The organism is Blautia obeum ATCC 29174, from assembly GCF_025147765.1.
Taxonomy (GTDB): domain Bacteria; phylum Bacillota; class Clostridia; order Lachnospirales; family Lachnospiraceae; genus Blautia_A; species Blautia_A obeum.
In genome coordinates this window covers 349750-370760 of sequence record NZ_CP102265.1, presented here as the reverse complement: position 1 = coordinate 370760, position 21011 = coordinate 349750, and the positions used below count along the sequence as shown (strand labels likewise).

Below are 21011 nucleotides of genomic sequence, written 5' to 3'. Positions count from 1 at the left end.
TCTTTATTTTATAATAATAATTTATTATCTTCTCCGACTTCCGGTGCCGGTCTGTCACAAAAGTATTTTATTCCGTCTATCCTAATTGGACATCGAGTTGTCTCAAATACTGGCTCATCATCTTTTTTTATAGTCTGAATCATATCAAGCGTTTTAAATCCCTCTGTTGCAAAAAGTTCTTCCCAATTCATAACTTTTGCACACCAAATATCATTTGCTTCCAGTATTTCTAACCAATAATCAGCTGTCTGTGTTTTCAAATGTTCTTTCAGTATTGCCTTTATTTCATCACGCTTCGTCGCCCATTCTACAGGATTCTCATACTTTTCAAGTGCTTTGCACTCCAGCAAACGCCCAAGCACTACAATAGATGCCATCGCTAATGCCAGATAACCTTCTTTCGTCTCATAAATTCCATACGGTGCTCCAATATACGCATTTGCATTATTTACGCGACTTCTCTGCGGTGTTTTATGTCCATTATTCAAATATGCCGTAAACATCTCAAATTGGATATCAAGAATGGATTCCATAAGGTTTACGCTTATGCAAACGCCTTCGCCTGTTTTTTCTCTTTTTATCAACGCTGCAAGTATTCCCTGAACAAGATGCTGCCCTGCAAACATATCCGCCAGAGACAAGCCAAGCGGCGTAGGTGCGTTCTCGGCATTTCCATTAAGCCATGTCACTCCCGAAAGACTTTGCGCTAAAAGATCTTGACCCGGCTTACTTTTCCACGGACCTTTTTCTCCATATCCGGAAATTTTCCCATATATAATCCGAGGATTCCATTCCTTTAAATTTTCATAAGAAAGTCCGAGTTTTTCTGCTACTCCTGGTCGAAAATTGAAAACAGCAACATCCGCTTTTTGAACCAACTTTTCTATTTTTTTCAAATTTTCTTTTTGTTTAAGATCAATTGATATCCCCGATTTATTTCTATTAATTGCGTGAAATAATGTACTGTCATTTCCTATCTTGCAATCAGAAACGTACATTGTTCTTGCAATATCTCCGCCCGGACGTTCAATTTTAATTACCTCCGCACCAAGATCTGCCAACCTAAGAGTCGCAGACGGTCCAGATAAAAACTGGCTAAAGTCAAGAACTGTAATTCCCTCTAATGGTTTCAATCTGCCGCCTCCTCTCTAAGTTTCATTTCTTCTATAATTTTTTCTGTATGTTCTCCAAGAAGTGGGCCTCTTAAAGAACTCCCCATTTTTTCTCCATTCACCGAAATTGGGCACCTTGTGGTAGTCATAGACTCACCATTTGGAAATACAAATGTCTGCAGAAAATCAAGGTTTTTAAATCCTTCCGATTCAATCATTTTTTCCCAGCTATATACATCTGAACACCAATAATCTTCTTTTTGAAGAATTTCAAGCCAATGTGTGGTAGATTCTGTTTTTAATTTGTCAGCAATAATTTGTTTAATTTCATCTCTTTTTATGAATGCATCTTTATCTGAGTTATACAAGAAAAGTTTTTCAATTTTTAAAAGTCTTCCTAGCTGTTCCAAAGACCCCATTGCTAGCGCAATATATCCATCCTTCGTTTCATAAATTCCATATGGTGCTCCCAAAAGCGGATGCGCATTATTACAAGTAGCACGAACCGGAAGGTGATGACCATTACTGAGATATGTACTAATTCCCTCAAATTGCATATCCAACGCAGATTCCATAAGAGTTACCTCAACAAGTCCTCCACGTTTTGTCTTTGTTCTTCTTATCAATGCTGCAAGTATTCCCTCTGCCATATGTGTCCCTGCATAAGAATCCACAACCGAAAGGCCAAAAGGCGCCGGTGGATCTCCACCGTTTCCATTTAACCATGCGAGTCCAGACATCGACTGAATCAGAAGATCCTGCCCTGGTTTTGTCTTCCACGGACCTTCTTGTCCATATCCGGTAACTGTAGCATAAACAATTCCCGGATTCCATTGACTTACACTCGCATAATCCAGACCATTTTTTTTCATGACCCCCGGTCTGAAATTTTCAATCATGACATCTGCCTTCTTAATAAGTGCTTTCAGAATTTTCAGATCTTCAGGATCTTTCATATTTGCACAAAAGCTTTCCTTACCACGATTGATTGCAAGAAAATTCATGCTATCTTTACCAACCACAAGATTTTCAAGCGTCATTTTTCTTCCACTATCGCCACTTCCTGGTCTTTCTACTTTGATTACCCTTGCTCCCATATCAGCCAGCCGCATGGCACATGACGGTCCCGCCAGATACTGGCTAAAGTCAAGTACAAGTATTCCGTCTAGTAATTTCAACCTTTTTCCTCCTTTGATATGAGATAAAGCTCATTTAATTTACAGATTATTTTCTGTGGATTTCCACCATTCATTACATATTCGCGCACAAAATCACCTGCATTATCCTGAAACTCAAGATATCCACTATATCTTGGTCGAAGGTAAGAATGATCCAGTGTATAAAGCGTATCCTGGAAAAAGTTCATACATCTTCTATTATTTTCACCATCCAGCCAAGCTGATCGATGTCCTGGTTGCCCTCCATTATCAAAAAATATTGTTTTTTGAATTTCTGAGGATGCTGCATATGCTGCAAAATCCACTGCTTCTTCCGTATATTTTGTTTTAGCAGATATAGCAAGCCCTGTTCCTCCTAGTACTGTATGGAGTGGAACTCCATTAAAACTTACAACATCATTGGCTTTAAGAAGATATTTTGCATAACCGCGTCTAGAATAATTGGTATAACCATATGCAAAAGGACAATAATATATTTTATTTTCTGATGCCATCACTTCATGAACAGAAATAGGATCCCAGTTAAACATTTCCTGTGGACAATATGATGCAAGTTCTCTCATCTTCTCCAAAATTTCACATCCGCTCTCTTCATCAACCATGCAGTCATCTGTAAAAAATTTATCTGCCATATTGTCCGCAAACATATAAAAATCCATTAAAAGATTAATTGGAATCCCCGCATATGCGACAATTCCCTGTCTGGCAAGACCAAGAACCTCTTCAAATGTCTCTGGTATTTTCTTGTCTGTGAAATAATCTGGTCTGTACACAGCAATCGGAGTTGCTGCATCAATTGCCAATGCACTTTGATATCCATCAAAATTATAACTATTATGTGAAGCTCCAACAGAGTTCTCTGCCTGATCATTCAAATACTCTTCACTTAAATATTCCTGCAGCGGCAACAGAATTTTATGTTTTGCAGCAAATCCAGCCCATGGATGATCTATAATCAAAAGATCATACGCTTCAGCCAGTTTCTCAACCGGTGCATCCGCAAATTCCTGCAACGATCTTTTCTCCCATGTAATATCTATATCCGGATGTAATTCAGCATATCTCTGAGATACTGCTACAATAGATGTAAATCCACGACTATGTGCCCATGTAATTCCTTTCAGTTTCTTCATATACATTTCCCTTCCATTACAATATATGTGATAATACCAATATTTTTTGTTTGGTGGTACCAATTTGATTGTTTTTTGTTATTTCCATTATTTTTCCACGTTTGGTAGTACCAATTTTAATATACATAACCCTCTGTATTTTGTCAATATGTATATTTTCACTTATTTTTTTCTGTTTTATTGTGTATTTTCACTATTGAACATTATTTCACCTTTATATTATAATCAAAAAAATGATTTATTTTGGTAGTACCAATTCCAATTATTATTACAAATCCAGCTCTTGGTACTACCAATAGAAAGAAAGGAGATCAAAACACACAAATGGAAAAGACTAAATTAATTGCTGCATCCCTATCTATTTTTGACAACAATAATCAAGTAAATGACAGTGAAATGCTTAATTTATGGAATAAACTAGTCGAAGAAGGGGCTGATGGTATTTTCATAGGTGGAAGTGTTGGCGAATGCTTTTTATTAAAAAACAGCGAACGCATTCATATGTTCGAAGAAGCTTCTCGTTTTGCTGCTTCTACTAATCGACCGTTGGATATCTACGCACATGTTGGCGCGCTCTCTACTGATGAAGCAATCGAAATGGCACGCGCAGCTAAATCTGCTGGCATTAAACATATAGCTTCAACCCCACCTTTCTATTTCAGTCTATCTCGAAAAGAAGTGGCACATTACTATTATGATTTAGCCTCCGCAATCAATGATTCTGTATTATACTATGATATTCCTTCAAGCACACATATCGACTTGAACACAGATGATCCAGATATTCAGAGTCTTTTGAAATCTGGTGTAATTTCAGCTATCAAACATACAAATCTCCAATCATACAGAGTTAATAAAATCAAGTCCCTGAATCCCAATATTACAATCTTTGGTGGGTTTGAAAGTCGCGTAATTCCAATGATGGGGTATCACTGTAATGGTTTTATAGGCAGCACATTCAATTTCATGCTCCCACAATACAGAAAAATTATCGAAGTGTACCACAGCTCTCAGTCTTCAAAAGTATACAGAATGGTTCAGGATACCACTTCTGTTTTGAACGTTTTACTCGAAGTCGGATTACCGGCAGCGATTAAATACATTCTTGCCTCTCGTTACGGAATCCAAGCCGGTGAAGTCCGTCGTCCGCTCCTTCCATTAACGTTGGAAGCAAAGAAAAAAATTGATGAAATCCTGAACCAAAAATTATTTGATGTCACTTCTCTTTGATGTTACAATGTATGGTAGATTTAACGAAATTCGAAATTCAGAAAAGAGACAATTTACCATGGCATCAAATAACGATAAAAAACTCACTTCGACAGAAATAGTAATTCAGGAAATTGCAGAGACTATTCTTTCAGGAGAGTTAAAACCTGGCGATAAACTTCTCACCGAGAGAGAACTTGCAGAAAAATATCAAGTCACTAGAAGTTGCGTTCGAGAAGCAATTCGATCACTTTCTTTAATTGGAATGCTTGATATTCGTCCCGGTGGTGGTAGCTATGTTGCCGATTCTCAAAAGGCAATTCCTGCTAATACAGTATTGTGGATGTACCACCAAAATCTTCATGAATACGGAAATATTTACGCCGTCAGAAAGTTAGTTGAAACAGAAGTATATTTGGAATGTTTTGATCATATGACCGACGCGGCGCGTAATTATATTGCGCAAGCGCGAGACATGCTCTTAAATGTAAATACTGAAACGATTAGTGCTCAAGAAATGGAAGCTACTTTAGCTGATATTGATTTGAATATTGGTAATTTCTGTGGAAACAATATTCTGTGTAAACTAATGCAAACTGTTATCACCTTACGAATGGAAGCTTCTTTAAACATCCTTTCTCTTAACTCTTCAAGAGTAAGCGCTGTATATTATAGATGTAAAATATTAACTGCTATGTTACAGGACGATCGAAAGATAGTAAAAGACAGTATTAGAAGTTTCTTCAAAAATTCTATCAAAGAATTAAACCTTAATAAAAAAAGCAATTCTTAAATTATGCCCAAAGAAAAGAGTTACAGTTCTACAAATTGCATAGAACTATAACTCTTTCTGTTTTATTCCATATAGGTTCCAACGCCTACCGGTGTATCATAATTATAATCTGTAATCACAATTCCTTTATTGGAATTCAGTGCATGAACAACTTTGCCATTTCCGATATATAAAGCCACATGAGAAATTCCGTTTCCGTAGAAAACAAGATCCCCGACTTCCATATGGCTCAGATCTTTTTTCACAGAAGCACCATACTGAGCTGCTGCCACTCGTGGAAGCGCATAACCAAAAGATGCAAATACGGACATAACAAAGCCGGAACAGTCAGCACCATTCGTAAGGCTTGTTCCTCCCCATACATACGGATTACCAACAAACTGTACAGCAAAGTCGGCAACTTCCTGACGCTTCGCCACACGTTTCTCTTCTTTTCGCTTAGCAGCTTCTTTCAGCGCCTTTTCGCGAATACGGGTAGTTTCCTCTTTCATCTCCTGCGCACGTCTTGCCACTTCCTGCGCATCTGCATATTTCTTCGCTTCTTTTTTCAGCTCCTGGTACTCCTGTGCACGGACTTCTGCATGTGCCACGATCTGATTCGCCATCGCACTGATATCACCACCGGATACACTGTCATCCTCTCCATCAGAGAAATCCTCATCTTCCTGGTCTTCTTCTGCAATCTCCATTTCAACATCTGCAGAACCACTGGAAAAATCCGCCGCCTGCACGCTCCATGTACTGCTGATACAACATATTGCCAATAACATTGCTGTTATTTTTTTCTTCATCTATTACTCCTTTGCGTTTGTTAAATACATAATTTACGCGCAACAGTTATGTATCTTAACACAATTGTAATAGATTTGTCAAATTTTTCTTTATTTACGCTTTAATACTCCATCAAATAGCGCTGAACAGATGCCACTGCATTGGCTCCATCTGCCACTGCAGTTACTACCTGACGCAGATTCTTGGTTCGGATATCGCCGGCGGCAAAGATGCCCGGTGTACTTGTCACGCCATCTTCTCCAGCAATGATATAGCCGCTTTCATCCATCTTCACAAGATCTTTGAACTTTCCACTTCCCGGCACGATTCCTACTGCAATAAATACTCCATCCACCGAAATTTCCTTTTCCTCATCCGTTTTTACATTTCGTACTTTCAGTGCCGTCACTTTGTCCTCACCTTCCACAGATACCGGTACACTGTCCCACACCAGTTCAACATTATGGCAGGCAAATAAGCTGTCCTGAAGAATTTTTTCCGCACGAAGTTCATCACGTCTGTGTACCAGATAAACTTTCTTGCAAGTCCGGGAAAGAAGAATTGCATCTTCCACAGCCACATTTCCGCCTCCTACTACTGCAACTGTCCCTTCCTGAAAAAAGGCCGCATCACAGGTTGCACAATAGGAAACTCCCATACCACCCAGTTCTTCCTCTCCGGGAATTCCAAGATGACGGTGTGTCGCTCCACAGGCTATGATTACCGCCCTTGCATGATATTCATTCTTTTTGGTCCGGATCACCTTGATCTCTCCCTCGTCTGTAACAGAAAGAACTGGCTCTCTCTTTGGTTTCAGTCCAAGTTTTTCCGCATGGCCTGCCATCGCCTCACCCAGATCCAGTCCGGTGATTCCAGGAAGTCCCGGATAATTGTCTACTTCATATGTGTCCACGATCTGTCCGCCCTGCACAAATTTTCTGTCCAGCCAGATTGTATTTAACTTTGCTCTTGTGGCATAGATTGCAGCACAGATTCCTGCCGGCCCTGCACCAAGAATTGCCAGATCATATATATTATTTTCCATCAGCTTCCGCCTCACTTTCTACGTTGCTGTTCACTCACAGCTGCTGCCTATCAGTTTAGCATACAATCGTTTTTTTTCCAATAAGATAGTAAAAAGCACTCCTTCGAGGTCTTTATGAAGTTATCTTTCCACAGACCAACATCCCGTATTCTGATTGCAGGCACGTTGTGTCTCGTTTTTCTGCTTGGAACTATCCTTGGCTGGGCAAACACACACCTGCTCTCCGCAGACAATCGTTTTGAGCAATTTACAGAAGAACTTTTTCAAAAAGAAGTTTCCGGCAATATGCTGAACCTTCATTATTCACTGGCTTATCCGGAAAAGAAAGGGATACAACGCCCCAAAGCTACACTTGGTACAATTTCTCTGCCTTCTTCACAATTAACAGACACATCTTCTGCCTCCCTTTCCAATACCTCCTCTGAAGCAGAAGATTTTACATCCCAAACGCTCAAAAAGCTTCAGACATTCAAAGCCTCCGGTCTTTCTGAATCCAACCGGCCCACACTCGACATGCTTCTTCTGTATTACAAAACACAGGCTGACTATCAGGACTATTCCATCCTTTATGAACCTTTAAGTCCCAGTCTTGGAATTCAGGCACAACTTCCCGTCCTGCTCGCCGAATATGCCTTCTATCAGAAGCAGGATATCGCAGACTATCTGAACCTTCTTGTCTCTGTAGAACCATATTTTGAAAGCATTCTTGCTTTTGAACAGGAAAAATCACAACAGGGATATTTTATGAGTGATACAACACTGGACCGTGTTCTGGACCAATGCCGTAGCTTTATCAAGGAGCCCGATTCCAATTATATGCTGGATATTTTCGCCGAAAAATTGAAATCTTTCGGAAAACTTCCTCAAAAAGAACAGGATATTCTCATCCAAAAACATAAACAGATTCTTCTGAACAAGGTAATTCCTGCCTATCAGAATCTGATTCTTGGTCTGCAGTCCCTCCGTGGCACCGGCCGCCCAAGTCAGGGACTTGCACACTTAAATGGAGGAAAAAAATATTATGAATATCTGATAAAGAGCCAGACCGGCTCCTATACACCAGTCAGAGAAATGCAGAAACGACTTGCCGGGCAGATTGCAGCTGATATGAACAATGCACAGAAGATTCTGAAGCAAAATCCTTCTCTGCTTCGCAAATTGAACAGCCATTTCGACCTTCCCGAAATGGAACCACAGGACATTCTCACTGCTCTCTGCCAAAAAACTGGTAAAGATTTTCCGGCTCTGCCAGAGACAGACTACACCGTACGCTATGTACATAGATCCATGCAGGAATACCTGAGTCCGGCTTTCTATCTGACTCCTCCGCTTGACACCCGAACACCCAATATCATCTATATTAATCCTTCAGACCAGCGCAGTAACCTGGAACTTTTTACAACTTTGTCTCATGAGGGATTTCCAGGACATCTGTATCAGACTATCTTCTTTGGAAACACAGAACCTTCTGATATCCGCTATCTGATCACCTCCAGCGGCTACATCGAAGGCTGGGCAACTTATATAGAATCTTATGGATATCAGTATGCTTCCAATTATCTGGATGATAATGATGGCTCTGACTATGTCTGCCTTACCTGGCTGAACCGCAGTATTAATCTGTGCATCTATTCCCTTCTGGACATCGGCATCCATTATTATGGCTGGAGTCAGGACGAAGCCGCCAGATTGCTGAAACTTTTTGGAATCACAAATACAAATGCAATATCTGAGATCTACCAGTATATCGTGGAAACGCCCGCCAATTATCTGAAATACTGCTGGGGATACCTCTGTTTTCTTGATCTGAAGACAGAATGGCAAACTGTACTCGGCAACAACTTTAATCCAAAAGCTTTTCACCAATATCTTCTTGAAATCGGTCCTGTCCAGTTTCCAGTACTGCAAAAATACATGCAGAAACATCTCCAAAAACTGACAGTCAAAGAAAACGGCCATTCTGCCGCTGTAAATTCAGATACAAAAAGGAGGTGCAGCTATTTGCACCTCCTACTCTTTTCCGTAATCATCAAAAAATCTCTGCAGTTTCAGCAATGCTTTCGTTAAATCCTTGGTTTCCTGCGGATTCAGGCTGTCAAGCACTGCCATGACCATCTTCTCATGAAAGATTTTATGATGAAGATAAGCTTTTTCTCCTTTTTCTGAAAGAGAAACCAGGACAACTCTCCTGTCCTCTTCACTTCTGGTTCGTTCTATATAGCCTTTTTTCACAAGATGGTTGATTGCAATCGTCAGTGTTCCCACCGTAACAGACATTGTTTTGGCCACTGTAGACATATTCTTGGATTCCTGTATACCGATCGCTTCCATAATATGCATATCATTTACTGATATATCTTTATATTCTGATGTGATCAGTGCTCGTTCTTCAATATCAAGAATATCTTTAAACAACCTCACCAGAATATTATTCACTGTTTCATATGAATTCATGCGTCTCTCCTCCGCTTCCTGACCCCTGGGCGCAGTCTCTCTGTATTCGTTATTTTTTATTATAGCGTATCTTTATTTGAAGCACAAAGTATTTTTACACTTATTTTTTTACTTAATTCTTTCTTTAAAGTAATCTATTTGCTATAATGGTGAATTGAACATAAACAGACTTTTTTAGGTCTCACAAAATACACAAAGGAATTTATTATGAAAAAAAACAAAAACATCCCCTTAAACCTGAAAGAACAGATCAATTCCCGCATTGGCCTGATCTGTTCCATTGTAGTCATGCTCCTTCTGGTTCTTGTTTTTCACCAGCTTGATTATCAACTGATCCAGAAACCTGCAGACCAGGCTGCAAAAGAAGCAGCCAAGCAAAAGGAAGAAGCCGAGGCAGCTGCCAAAGCTCCGGAAATTTCCACTGCAACTGTTGTCGCAGTCGGTGACAATCTCTTTCATGATTCACTGATTGAATCCGGCAAATCCGACTCTGGTACATGGAACTATGACAAAATTTACGAAAATGTCAAAGATGAGATCCAGGCTGCCGATATTGCCATGGTAGACCAGGAAACCGTCTTTACAACAGACCATGATGCTGTCAGCGGTTATCCATCCTTTGCAACTCCGACGGAAGTTGGTGATGCACTGATCAATGCAGGATTCGATGTAATCGAGTCTGCAACCAATCATATCGATGACTACGGATATGACTGTATGGCACAGACACTGAATTACTGGAAAACCAGCCATCCGGATGTACCGGTTCTCGGAATCCATGAGACAGAAGAAGATGCAAATTCCGTCAAAGTGCTGGAGGTAAACGGTATTAAGATTTCTTTCCTTGATTATACATATGGTACCAACAATTCCGGTGCCGGCGAAGGCAAAGAATACATGATCGACATCTTTGAAAAAGACAAAGTAGCTTCCATGATCCAGAAAGCCAAAGAAAACAGCGATGTATTGATCTTTGTCGCTCACTGGGGCAAAGAAATGGAACCAATGCCTACTGAATACGAAAAAGAATGGGCAACCTTCCTTATGCAGCAGGGTGTTGACGTTGTGATCGGCGGTCATCCGCATACCCTTCAGCCATACGGAACTATGTCTGATAAAGAAGGCCACAGTATGCTGCTCTTCTATTCACTCGGAAACTTCGTATCCACTCAGGAGTCTTTTGATGCACTTCTCGAAGGAATGGGCTGCTTCACTATCCAGAAAACAGTCAAAGACGGACAGACTTCTATCGAGATCATTGATCCGCAGATCAAGCCAATGGTAATGCATTACAACAAAGACGCTGGCGTATTCAGTCCGTACATGCTGTCCGATTACACCGAAGAACTTGCTTCACAGCATGAACTACGAACAGTCCTTGGAGATGACTCCTTTACACTCGCCAACCTTCAGAACCGCTTTAAAGAAATCATGTCCCTGACCGTAAAACCATCCTCCAACACCGATCTCCTCGATGTTACCTTCAATTCCGATGGTGATATGGTCAACTCTAATGGAGAATACGTAGACGATACCTGGTCTGTAAGTGCAGCCAACGCCCAGGATGATACCGCTGCCGATAACTCCGACAGCTCTGATGACTCCTCAGACAGTTCTGATGATAGTTCCGACTCGTCTGACGACTACGATTACAGTGACTCATCAGACAACTCTGATGACTCCGACTACTCCGACGAGTCTGATTACAGTGATGACTCCGACTATTCAGACGACTCTGAATACTAACACCTACCTTCTTCCGGTCCAGGCTCACCACCTGTTCCGGAAGCTGAGAGAAAAAGAAATAACGAATTTACGGAAATGTAGAATAAAATTCCATTTATGTATTCGAGCATACAGACGTCTGAGAAAATTTGTAGAAGTACTTAAAGACAAAATATTATGTTGTATCAAAAAATGATGCTGTCTGAGCGTAGCGAGTTCATCATTTTTTGATACGCTTTTAATAATATTTTTTCTTGCTAGTACTTCTGAATTTCTGAATTGTCTATTGCTGAATACATAGCAGGAGTTTTAATTATATTTTTTAGTTCTTTCTCACTTCCGGAACAAAAGCCGCTTTGCATTCTCCTCTGTCACAGCGATCACTTCTTCGCCGCTGATTCCTTTCAGCTCCGCGATCATCGCTGCCACATACGGAAGATTCAGCGAACTGTTTCTTTTACCACGATTCGGCTCCGGACTTAAGTACGGACTGTCCGTCTCCAACACAAGCTGCTCAAGCGGCGCATACTCCACCACTTCCTTCAGCTTCTTCGCACTCTTAAACGTTACAACTCCGCCAATTCCAAGATAAAGTCCCATATTCAGGTATTCCCTTGCTATTTCCTTTCCATAAGAAAAACAATGGATAATCCCTCCATGCATTCCCTCTTTCATGCATTCCTTCACCAGCTCCAGCGTATCCCTGGCTGCATCCCTGCTGTGGATCATAAACGGCATTTTTTCCTCTCTGGCAATCTCCATCTGTGCGCGAAACATCTTCTTCTGAATCTCATGTTCCCGTTCTTCTTTATGCCAGTAATAATCCAATCCAATCTCTCCGATCGCAACTGCCTTTGGCAGATGGCACAGACGACGGATTTCATTCAATGTATCCTCTGTCATCTTTTCTGCATCATCCGGGTGAATTCCAAAGGCGCCATAGACAAAGGGATATTTTTCCATCAGTTCTTCTGTCGCTTTCAGACTCTCGATCGATGCACATGCATTTACAATATGTCCAATTCCATGTGCTTCCATAGAATTCAATAATGCCTCTCTGTCCTGTTCAAAAGCCTCATCATCATAATGTGCATGTGTCTCAAAAATCATATGTGTTTCCATCCGTCTTTCCGCTCCTCAATCATAAACTCTCATCTCTGTTTACTCCGTCAATCTGTTCAAACTCCATTCCCGCACGGATGCTTCCTCCATGCAGAACTCTTGTAAAAACACCCTCTCGCGGCATAATACAATCCCCCATCTTCTGAAAGATTGCACATCCATGATGGCATTCCTTACCAATCTGCGTCATTTCCAGAACAACTTCTCCACAACGAAATCTGGTTCCAACCGGAAGTGATGAAAAATCAAACCCCTGCACTACAAGATTTTCTCCAAACGCTCCATCCTCTACTTCGGCACCTCTCGCACGAAAAGCTTCTATTTTTTCATAAGACAGAAGGCTGACCTGTCGATGCCATTTGCCTGCATGTGCATCATTTTTAATTCCCCAGTCCTCTACAAATTCTGCTTCCTCTACCGGATGTTTCTGCGTCCCCTTTTTTTCACTGATACAGACTGCGATCACTTTACCCATAATCAAATTCTCCTATATTACAATTGACCAGTCCTGGACTGGTCATCTGTATTTTTCTATATTATTATTTTCGTGCACAATTACCGGCTTCGCCCGTAAGGATCTCTATTCCATGTCCCAGTGCATCAATGATATATTCCAGACTTTCCCGCACTGCCTTTGGACTTCCCGGCAGATTGATGATCAGTGTCTTTCCTCGAATTCCTGCAGTTGCACGGCTCAACATTGCACGCTTTGTGATCGTCATACTATAAGCACGAATCGCTTCCGGAATTCCCGGAACCTTACGTTCAATGACTTCCTCTGTTGCTTCCGGCGTTACATCTCTCTCAGAAAAACCAGTTCCACCTGTCGTCAAAATCAATTCTGCTTTTTCTGAATCTGCTATTTCCTGCAATTTACCTGCAAGCATTACCTGATCATCCGGAAGGATATCCATGGAAATCACTTCATATCCTTCTCTTTCCAGAATCTCCCTGATCGCGGGCCCGCTTAAATCTTCCCGTTCTCCCCTGTATCCGGAATCACTTGCTGTTATAATTGCTGCGCGTTTCATATTATCCTCCTATCTGTGACATGCACAAACTCTCTGTATCGTCTTCTTTTGCTTTTTCTCTGAAATGATGGCCATCCGGTTTTTCTGCCAGTGCGGCTCTGATCCTGTCCTTCAGCTCCTCATCTGTTCCTCCGTTTCTGAGAACGGCACGCAGATCACGTCCCGCCGTATATTGCAGACAGGTTTTCAGATATCCCTGTGACGTAAGCCGTATACGATTACACTGGCTGCAGAATTTATGGCTGATTGCGCTGATAAACCCAATTTTTCCCTCAAATCCATCAACAGTATAATACGTACATGGCCCATTTCCAAGAGGTTTTCCATTATATGGAATCATTTTTCCAAATTTCTGTTCCACCAAATTCATAATCTTTTCCTGTGTCATTCCTGCAAAAGAACTTCCATATCCAATCGGCATCATTTCAATAAAACGTACATGAACCGGATTTTTACGTGCAAACTCTGCTATCCCACAAAGATCCTGTTCTTCCAATCCCAGTGGAACACAATTGATCTTTAACTGTACTTCCGGATATTTCATTGCCTCTTTGATTCCATCAAGTGTTCCATCCAAAAGATCCCTTCGGGTAATTTTGCAGAAACATTCTCTGTCCAGAGTATCAAGGCTGATGTTCAGACTGTCCAGCCCGGATTCTGCGAGTGCCTTCATCTGTCCTTTCAGAAGGATTCCATTTGTCGTCAGTGTGACCTTCTCAATCCCTGAGATTTCCTTTATCTGGTAAATCAGTTCCGGAATCCGCGAACGCACTAATGGTTCCCCTCCGGTAATCTTAATTTTTGTGATTCCAAGTTCCGCCATCACTTTGCATACGCGAATGATCTCCGGCTCCTGCAAGATTTTTTCTCGCTCTGTCAGCCGGATTCCCTCCTCCGGCATACAATAAATACACCGGAGATTACAACGGTCTGTCACGGAAATCCGGAGATAATCTATATTTCTCCCACAACGGTCAATCATTGTTCTTCCTCAAAACGAAAATCTCCGCTCTTTCCTCCTGTTTTTTCTATCAGATGAATCTCTGACATAACCATGTGTTTGTCGATGGCCTTGCACATGTCATAAATTGTCAGAAGCGTTACCTGAACACCAGTCAGGGCCTCCATTTCCACACCTGTCTTTCCCTCCGTTTTTACGGTACATAAAACATGTATCCGGTTCTTTTCCTGATCCAGTTCATAATCGATCGCACATTTCTGAATCGGAAGCGGATGACACATGGGAATCAATTCAGATGTTTTTTTCACGCCCATGATTCCAGCCACCCTCGCCACGCCAAGGACATCGCCTTTTTTGACATTTCCCTCCGTAACGCATGCCATGATCTCCGGACCTACCGCAATATATCCGGTTGCCAGTGCAGTCCGATAAGTAACATTCTTTCCGGAAACATCCACCATCACTGCATTTCCTTCTTTATCAAAATGTGTAAGTCCATTTTCCATGGCTTTTTCCTCCCTGAAATCTTACGCAGATTATTTTGGACACATGTCTGATCTTACGCCTGACTGTTATCTGCAATATTAATTATCTACAGTATACCCATAAACCATATTGCTTCGCAAGTATAATACAAAAACAAATCCCCCGTGTTCGCTTTCACGATACACAGGGGATCAGACTTTCAGTTACTATAATTTTATTTACACTAACTATTCAAATGCTATCTTATATTTAGCAGATTTCTGCTCCTGCCGGCATTTCTTTTTCCGGCACCATCAGAGAAAGATTTCCATCTGCATCTTCTGCACAGAGAATCATTCCTTCACTGAGGATTCCGGCAAGTTTGGCTGGTTTCAGGTTCGTAACGACCATAACTTTCTTTCCAACCATCTCTTCTGCACTGTAATGAGATTTAATTCCGGATACGATCTGACGTACCTGACTTCCGATCTTGACCTGAGAACAGAGAAGTTTACGGGATTTCTTCACTTCTTCACAGGCAATGATCTCCCCAACCTGGAACTGAAGTTTCCCAAAATCGTCAAATGTGATCTCTGGTTTTGCTTCAATATCAATCACATTTTCTTCTTTTTTCTCTTCAACCGGTTCTGCTTTCTTTGGATGAAGTTCTTCTACTTTTGCAAGCACTTCTTTGAGGTCAAGACGCGCAAACAGGATCTCCGGTTTCTCTGTTACTTTGTTTCCTGACGGATAGAGTCCGAAGGTCTTAAGGTCTTCAAGAGTACGTTTTTCTGCATTTAACTGAGCAAGGATGCGCTCTGTTGTCTCCGGCATGAAGGATTCCAGAAGAGTTGCACCCATTGTGATTCCTTCGACCAGATTGTAGAGAACTGTTGCCAGACGGTCTTTCTTTGCTTCATCTTTTGCAAGTGCCCATGGCATAGTTTCGTCAATATATTTGTTCAGACGTTTGAACAGAGTAAAGACTTCTGTCATTGCATCTGCGACACGCAGTTTGTCCATCTTCTCAGCAACTTTGCCCGGAACAGCCAGTGCAAATGCTTTGAGATCTTCATCAACCGGTTCAACGACACCTTTGTTTTCTACCACGCCGCCAAAGTATTTATTTGACATGGAGATGGTACGGTTTACAAGGTTTCCGAGAGTGTTTGCAAGCTCGGAATTCAGTCTTTCTACCATCAGTTCCCATGTGATCACACCATCATTTTCAAACGGCATTTCATGAAGTACGAAATAACGGACAGCATCTACACCAAAGAAATCTACAAGTTCATCTGCATAAATAACATTTCCTTTGGATTTACTCATCTTGCCATCGCCCTGAAGCAGCCACGGATGCCCAAATACCTGTTTCGGAAGCGGCAGGTCAAGTGACATCAGGAAGATCGGCCAGTAAATAGTATGGAAACGGATGATATCTTTACCGATCAGATGAAGGTCTGCCGGCCACAGTTTGTTGAACTGTTCGGAGCTTTCGCCATCGCAGTCATATCCGATTCCTGTGATATAGTTTGTCAGAGCATCCAGCCATACATAAACAACGTGTTTCGGATCGAAATCTACCGGAATACCCCATTTGAAGGAAGTTCTGGATACACAGAGATCCTGAAGTCCCGGAAGAAGGAAGTTGTTCATCATCTCGTTTTTACGTGATTCCGGCTGGATGAAATCCGGATGTGTATTAATGTAATCGATCAGGCGGTCTGCATATTTGCTCATTTTGAAGAAGTATGCTTCTTCTTTTGCCGGAACACATGGACGTCCGCAGTCCGGACATTTGCCGTCTACAAGCTGTGACTCTGTAAAGAAAGATTCACAAGGTGTACAGTACATTCCTTCGTAATGTCCCTTATAGATATCTCCTTTTGCGTACATTTTCTTAAAGATCTTCTGAACCTGTTTCTCGTGGTCAGCGTCTGTGGTACGGATGAATTTGTCATAAGATGTATTCATCAGATCCCAGATTCTCTTGATCTCGCCGGATACGTTATCTACGAATTCCTTTGGTGTGATCCCTGCTTCTTCTGCTTTGAGTTCAATCTTCTGGCCATGCTCGTCAGTTCCTGTCTGGAAAAATACATCGTATCCTTCCTGTCTCTTGTAACGTGCGATCGCATCTGCCAATACGATCTCATAGGTATTGCCGATATGCGGTTTACCGGATGTATAGGCGATCGCGGTTGTAATATAATACTTCTGCTTGTCCATTTTATCTCCTCCTGAATATGAAATTTAATAATACTCAACGGATTGCTGCGCAGCACGCTGCTTCCGCAGTCCTTGGGTATAAAAAAACGCCCTCTCTATTCTATATAGAGAAGACGAGTCCTGCCCGTGTTACCACTTCTGTTCGTTCCTGCCTCGCGGTCAGAAACCTCATCGGGTGCGATTCCAGTCTGACATTCCAATCATTTCTATGATGATCTGTCGCTGTCATGATACCCTTCCGCTATAACAGGCGGTCCTGTTGCAGTCTGAATAATTGCCGAACTATCATTTCCAACATATCACATGATTGCCTCATTGACATCGATGCTCATCTCGACTGCACCTCTCCCAAGCCATCTTCCATCTGCACCTGCACTTCCCTCTCAGCCACAGGAATCGAATGATTCTTTTTCATTCTGCACTACTCTTCTACTCATAGAATAGCAATTCTTCCATCGGGGAATTCTCTGTAATGTGGCCAACAAATGTACTCTCTTGTTCGTTGAGTTTGCTTATATTCTGCGGAAATTCATGTTTCCGCTTCTTTAGAAATAGTAGCATATTTGCCTATATTTGTAAACTGTGAATTTCGATGCCATAAATATGCATAATCCTACATATTTAGCACACACTACCTCCTGTCAGCATCCTCTATCTAACATGAGAATTGACTACCTGATGTTCCAATTGACGAACATATATTCTGAGTTGTATTATAAATTCAAGAAGCAACTCTTAAATTATCTGACACTAACTATTTCTATTTTTCCCCAAAGGAGGGATTTTTATGCAAGCTTTATCACAGACAAACACAGGCGATACCTGTACCATTAAATGGATGTTCGGTGTTCCGGAAATCCTTGAAACTATGAGAAACATGGACATCAAAGAAGGCAGCACCATCCAGGTTATTCAGAAATGCCGCGACTGGCTGATCATCGGAAGCAATAACCGCCGGCTGGCAGTTGGAAATGAAGTAGCAGACCGGATACAGGTATAAAACAATGTTAAATACCCGACATCTGTCCGAAAAGTCCAAAGAAATTGAACTCCAGAAAGATCCTCAGCGCAAAACCCTGAACCTGATCTCCGACTGCCTCAAAACACATAATGTGGAGTATATGCTGATCTGAAAATCGACAAAAGACCTCCTTCTGACATCATTCAGAACAAGGTCTTTTATTATTATTTCATCTTAAATTCAATCGTCACCTTAAACAGATCCCCATCGAGATACAATCTGAACTCTCCACCCTGGAGCTGTACCAGATCCTTCGCGATCGACAGTCCCAAGCCGCTTCCTTCGGTATTTCGTGAAACATCACCGCGGATAAACCGCTCCGTCAGTTCATCTGCCGAGATATTCAGTGGCTGTGCGGAAATGTTTTTGAGGGAAAGCTGCACATTCGGTCGATCAACTTTTACATCCACATAGACTCTCGTATTTTCCATTGCATATTTCGATACGTTTCCAAAAACATTCTCCAGTACTCGCCAGAGTCTGCGTCCGTCTGCACAGATGATTGCTTCTTCTTCATCGAAATGGACCACCATCTTCAGGTTTCTTTCTTCAAATTTTTCTTCAAATTCTCCAATCACCTGGTTTACAAGTTCAACAAAATTGAGTTCTGTCATTTCCAGGGAGATATTTCCGGTACTTGCCTTAGAAGCTTCTACGACATCTTCTGTCAGAACTTTGAGGCGCTGTGCTTTATTCTCTAAAACATCCAGATATCCTCTGATTTTAGGATCTTCAGGATTTTCTCGTTTGAGAAGATCAATGTAATTTATGATCGAAGTCAGCGGAGTCTTAATATCATGAGAAACATTTGTGATCAGCTCTGTTTTCATTCGTTCGTTTTTCAGACTGTTTTCCACTGCTGCATCCAGTCCCTCTCCGATATGGTTGATATAATCCGCTATCTTCTTCTGTTCACCGAAAAGTTTCTCTGTCGGAATCTTATATTGAAGATCTCCGTCGGTGATTTTTTTCAGACCATCAAGAATCTGTTCTCTTCCCCAGGCTTTTTTGAGCAGATAATAAAGAGCTACCCAGCAGGTCACTACAAACACCAGAAGGAAAAATGGAATATCTGCGCCAACAAATAATCCTGTCGCCATAAATAGCAAAAATACAAATACACCAAATGCCACGATCGTCTTTATTCTGCTGACCGTATTATTACTCAGAAAAACAATCATATCCGCAAATTTCGAAAAAATCTTTCTGATAAAAAGCAGGACATGTCTGAGTACGCTGTCCCGCCAGATTGATCTCGCCTTAATACGACGTACCAGACTGAGCCATCCCATGAGGAACCATGCGCCGCTCCAGATGCCCAAGATTCCCATTCCGACCAGATAACCTGCCATTCGCATATCTCCCGAATCCATCATCTGCATCATGATCGCAACTCCATAGATCCAGATTCCAAATACTAGCAATGCCGCGATTTCTGTATACCACCGGTCAAAGAAATTCAGATGCACTTCCTGATCTTTATTTGTCTTTCCTGCTGCGATCGTCAGGATTACCAGACCGATAAGTGCCAGAATAAATCCCACACCAGTCAAAATGAGCAGTGGCATGATCCATGGTTCAAATTTATCGTAATATGTTTTCTCCTGTGCAACATAGTCCAGTACAGGAAACGCAGAATCCGCTGAAATACAGTAAATATAATTTTCTCCTGCCGGGCCAGAATTTTCGATCATTTGCTGCCAGTATGCCAGCGTTTGATCTAAAGTGTTTTCCATTCCCACCATGCAGTCCTGCTGTTTCGGTTCAATAACCATGAACGCCTCATTGCTGTCCACAATATCGGTCATTATCTTCTTATAGTTGGAGAAAGTCACTGACTTTATATTGCTATATACTTTTTTTGTTTTTGTATCTACGTAAAGATACTTATAATTTGTATTTCCCTGCGCATACGCATCCAATACATCTTTAGAATCCACAGCATTATTGTATTTTACCAGTGCTGCATACAAATACTGATATGCTTTTTGAAGATTTCCGTTCCATTCTTTATTGTTATTCACAATATCAAGGATACTGTCTGCCCCGTCTGGTTTGTATTCCTCTTTCAGTGCCGCATCATTGTTTCCACTTGGTTCATAATTCCAGATATTTGTATAAACAACATTTCCATCTGCATCTTCTACATACTCTACATCATCCATGCGAATTCCGGAATAGTTATATCCATCATCATAGTAAGCATATTCTTCTCCGGAAAGCATCGATAATATATCCTTTGTATATTCCTGGCTTAGCTTTTCTTCATCACTTCCCCAGACAAACTTCAGCTCTCCACTGATGATCTTATCCGCAAAATCATTATAGTACATATAATAATCACTGCTGTCCGGTCTTCTGCAGATCAGGACATTCACACTTCTGTCCCAGGAACCCTTTGACCACTCTGTCAGGTCACCGGCTTTATATGCAAGCCCGGATGTATTTTTATTTGAGAGACTTTTACCTTCTTTCAGCTCTGTAAGATCGACCAGATCTTCCTTACTGCTTTCATTTAAAATCTCCGTTTCGCCAAGTGCTTCCAGGATCGTATGCGATGTTTCGTACATGTTTTCCGTAAATCTCTCAGAGTCTACATATTTACGGCTGTCCAGCGGACGAATGCCCTTGCTCATAAGCAATATCGATGCGCCACCGCAGACACAGCCTACGACCAGAGCAACTATCGTCAGACAAACCATCAGGCCTTTCAGTCCACTTTTTTTATACCATCTTTTTTTCATTTTACCCCATTTCCTTTC

General features: G+C 41.4%; 18 protein-coding genes. 5 read left to right on the top strand and 13 right to left on the bottom strand.

What is annotated here, in order from left to right; genetic code table 11:
- Positions 1–8: 8 nt before the first annotated feature.
- Genes NQ503_RS01700 through NQ503_RS01690 form a run of 3 tightly spaced genes read right to left on the bottom strand, consistent with a single transcriptional unit; the run spans position 9 to position 3423 of the window.
- Positions 9–1133: a CaiB/BaiF CoA transferase family protein gene (locus NQ503_RS01700; protein WP_044925790.1), complete on the bottom strand. Its 1125-nt coding sequence runs from the start codon at positions 1131–1133 to the stop codon at positions 9–11.
- Positions 1130–2290, bottom strand: coding sequence for a CaiB/BaiF CoA transferase family protein (locus NQ503_RS01695; RefSeq protein ID WP_044925788.1), 1161 nt, complete (start codon positions 2288–2290; stop codon positions 1130–1132). The genes NQ503_RS01700 and NQ503_RS01695 overlap by 4 nt, the downstream gene beginning before the upstream one ends.
- Positions 2287–3423 carry an ABC transporter substrate-binding protein gene (locus NQ503_RS01690; protein ID WP_005425689.1) on the bottom strand — a complete coding sequence of 379 codons (1137 nt, stop codon included), beginning with the start codon at positions 3421–3423 and terminating at the stop codon, positions 2287–2289. The genes NQ503_RS01695 and NQ503_RS01690 overlap by 4 nt, the downstream gene beginning before the upstream one ends.
- A 324-nt stretch (positions 3424–3747) precedes the next feature.
- On the opposite strand from NQ503_RS01690, the gene NQ503_RS01685 reads away from it, so the two are divergent.
- On the top strand, positions 3748–4653 hold the full coding sequence (locus tag NQ503_RS01685; protein ID WP_005425683.1) for a dihydrodipicolinate synthase family protein: 906 nt from the start codon (positions 3748–3750) through the stop codon (positions 4651–4653).
- A gap of 58 nt (positions 4654–4711) precedes the next feature.
- Complete coding sequence (locus NQ503_RS01680) at positions 4712–5425, top strand: FadR/GntR family transcriptional regulator (protein WP_044925786.1); 714 nt, start codon at positions 4712–4714, stop codon at positions 5423–5425.
- Positions 5426–5487: 62 nt separating this feature from the next.
- Here NQ503_RS01680 and NQ503_RS01675 read toward each other — a convergent pair whose 3' ends face one another.
- Positions 5488–6216, bottom strand: coding sequence for a C40 family peptidase (locus NQ503_RS01675; protein WP_005425679.1), 729 nt, complete (start codon positions 6214–6216; stop codon positions 5488–5490).
- Positions 6217–6317: 101 nt separating this feature from the next.
- Positions 6318–7241, bottom strand: coding sequence for a thioredoxin-disulfide reductase (trxB, locus tag NQ503_RS01670; protein WP_005425673.1), 924 nt, complete (start codon positions 7239–7241; stop codon positions 6318–6320).
- A gap of 114 nt (positions 7242–7355) precedes the next feature.
- Here trxB and NQ503_RS01665 point away from each other — a divergent pair, with 114 nt between their 5' ends.
- Positions 7356–9308: a DUF885 domain-containing protein gene (locus tag NQ503_RS01665; RefSeq protein ID WP_227234262.1), complete on the top strand. Its 1953-nt coding sequence runs from the start codon at positions 7356–7358 to the stop codon at positions 9306–9308.
- Here NQ503_RS01665 and NQ503_RS01660 read toward each other — a convergent pair.
- Positions 9252–9695, bottom strand: a complete 444-nt coding sequence (locus NQ503_RS01660) for a MarR family winged helix-turn-helix transcriptional regulator (RefSeq protein ID WP_259893040.1) — start codon at positions 9693–9695, stop codon at positions 9252–9254. The genes NQ503_RS01665 and NQ503_RS01660 overlap by 57 nt on opposite strands.
- A 207-nt stretch (positions 9696–9902) precedes the next feature.
- On the opposite strand from NQ503_RS01660, the gene NQ503_RS01655 reads away from it, so the two are divergent.
- Entirely contained in the window at positions 9903–11441 is a 1539-nt protein-coding gene (locus NQ503_RS01655; protein ID WP_005425661.1) for a CapA family protein, read from the top strand.
- A 312-nt stretch (positions 11442–11753) separates the two neighbouring features.
- Here the strand turns inward: NQ503_RS01655 and NQ503_RS01650 are convergent, their stop codons facing one another.
- The 6 genes from NQ503_RS01650 to metG all read right to left on the bottom strand — a co-directional run bounded on the left by NQ503_RS01650 (position 11754) and on the right by metG (position 17228).
- Positions 11754–12530: a TatD family hydrolase gene (locus NQ503_RS01650; protein ID WP_044925830.1), complete on the bottom strand. Its 777-nt coding sequence runs from the start codon at positions 12528–12530 to the stop codon at positions 11754–11756.
- Positions 12531–12561: 31 nt separating this feature from the next.
- A complete protein-coding gene (locus NQ503_RS01645) occupies positions 12562–13017 on the bottom strand; it encodes an MOSC domain-containing protein (protein WP_005425654.1) in 456 nt (151 codons plus the stop codon).
- Between the two features lie 64 nt (positions 13018–13081).
- The gene (locus NQ503_RS01640) at positions 13082–13573 is read right to left on the bottom strand and encodes a MogA/MoaB family molybdenum cofactor biosynthesis protein (protein WP_005425653.1); all 492 of its coding nucleotides are present in this window, start codon (positions 13571–13573) and stop codon (positions 13082–13084) included.
- A gap of 1 nt (position 13574) precedes the next feature.
- Entirely contained in the window at positions 13575–14555 is a 981-nt protein-coding gene (moaA, locus tag NQ503_RS01635) for a GTP 3',8-cyclase MoaA (RefSeq protein ID WP_044925784.1), read from the bottom strand.
- The gene (moaC, locus tag NQ503_RS01630; RefSeq protein ID WP_005425651.1) at positions 14552–15040 is read right to left on the bottom strand and encodes a cyclic pyranopterin monophosphate synthase MoaC; all 489 of its coding nucleotides are present in this window, start codon (positions 15038–15040) and stop codon (positions 14552–14554) included. The genes moaA and moaC overlap by 4 nt, the downstream gene beginning before the upstream one ends.
- A 229-nt stretch (positions 15041–15269) precedes the next feature.
- Positions 15270–17228: a methionine--tRNA ligase gene (gene metG, locus NQ503_RS01625; RefSeq protein WP_005425650.1), complete on the bottom strand. Its 1959-nt coding sequence runs from the start codon at positions 17226–17228 to the stop codon at positions 15270–15272.
- A gap of 787 nt (positions 17229–18015) precedes the next feature.
- Here metG and NQ503_RS01620 point away from each other — a divergent pair.
- Complete coding sequence (locus NQ503_RS01620; RefSeq protein ID WP_022388190.1) at positions 18016–18228, top strand: FeoA family protein; 213 nt, start codon at positions 18016–18018, stop codon at positions 18226–18228.
- Between the two features lie 185 nt (positions 18229–18413).
- Here NQ503_RS01620 and NQ503_RS01615 read toward each other — a convergent pair whose 3' ends face one another.
- Positions 18414–20993: a sensor histidine kinase gene (locus tag NQ503_RS01615; protein ID WP_117739269.1), complete on the bottom strand. Its 2580-nt coding sequence runs from the start codon at positions 20991–20993 to the stop codon at positions 18414–18416.
- Positions 20994–21011 lie beyond the last annotated feature (18 nt).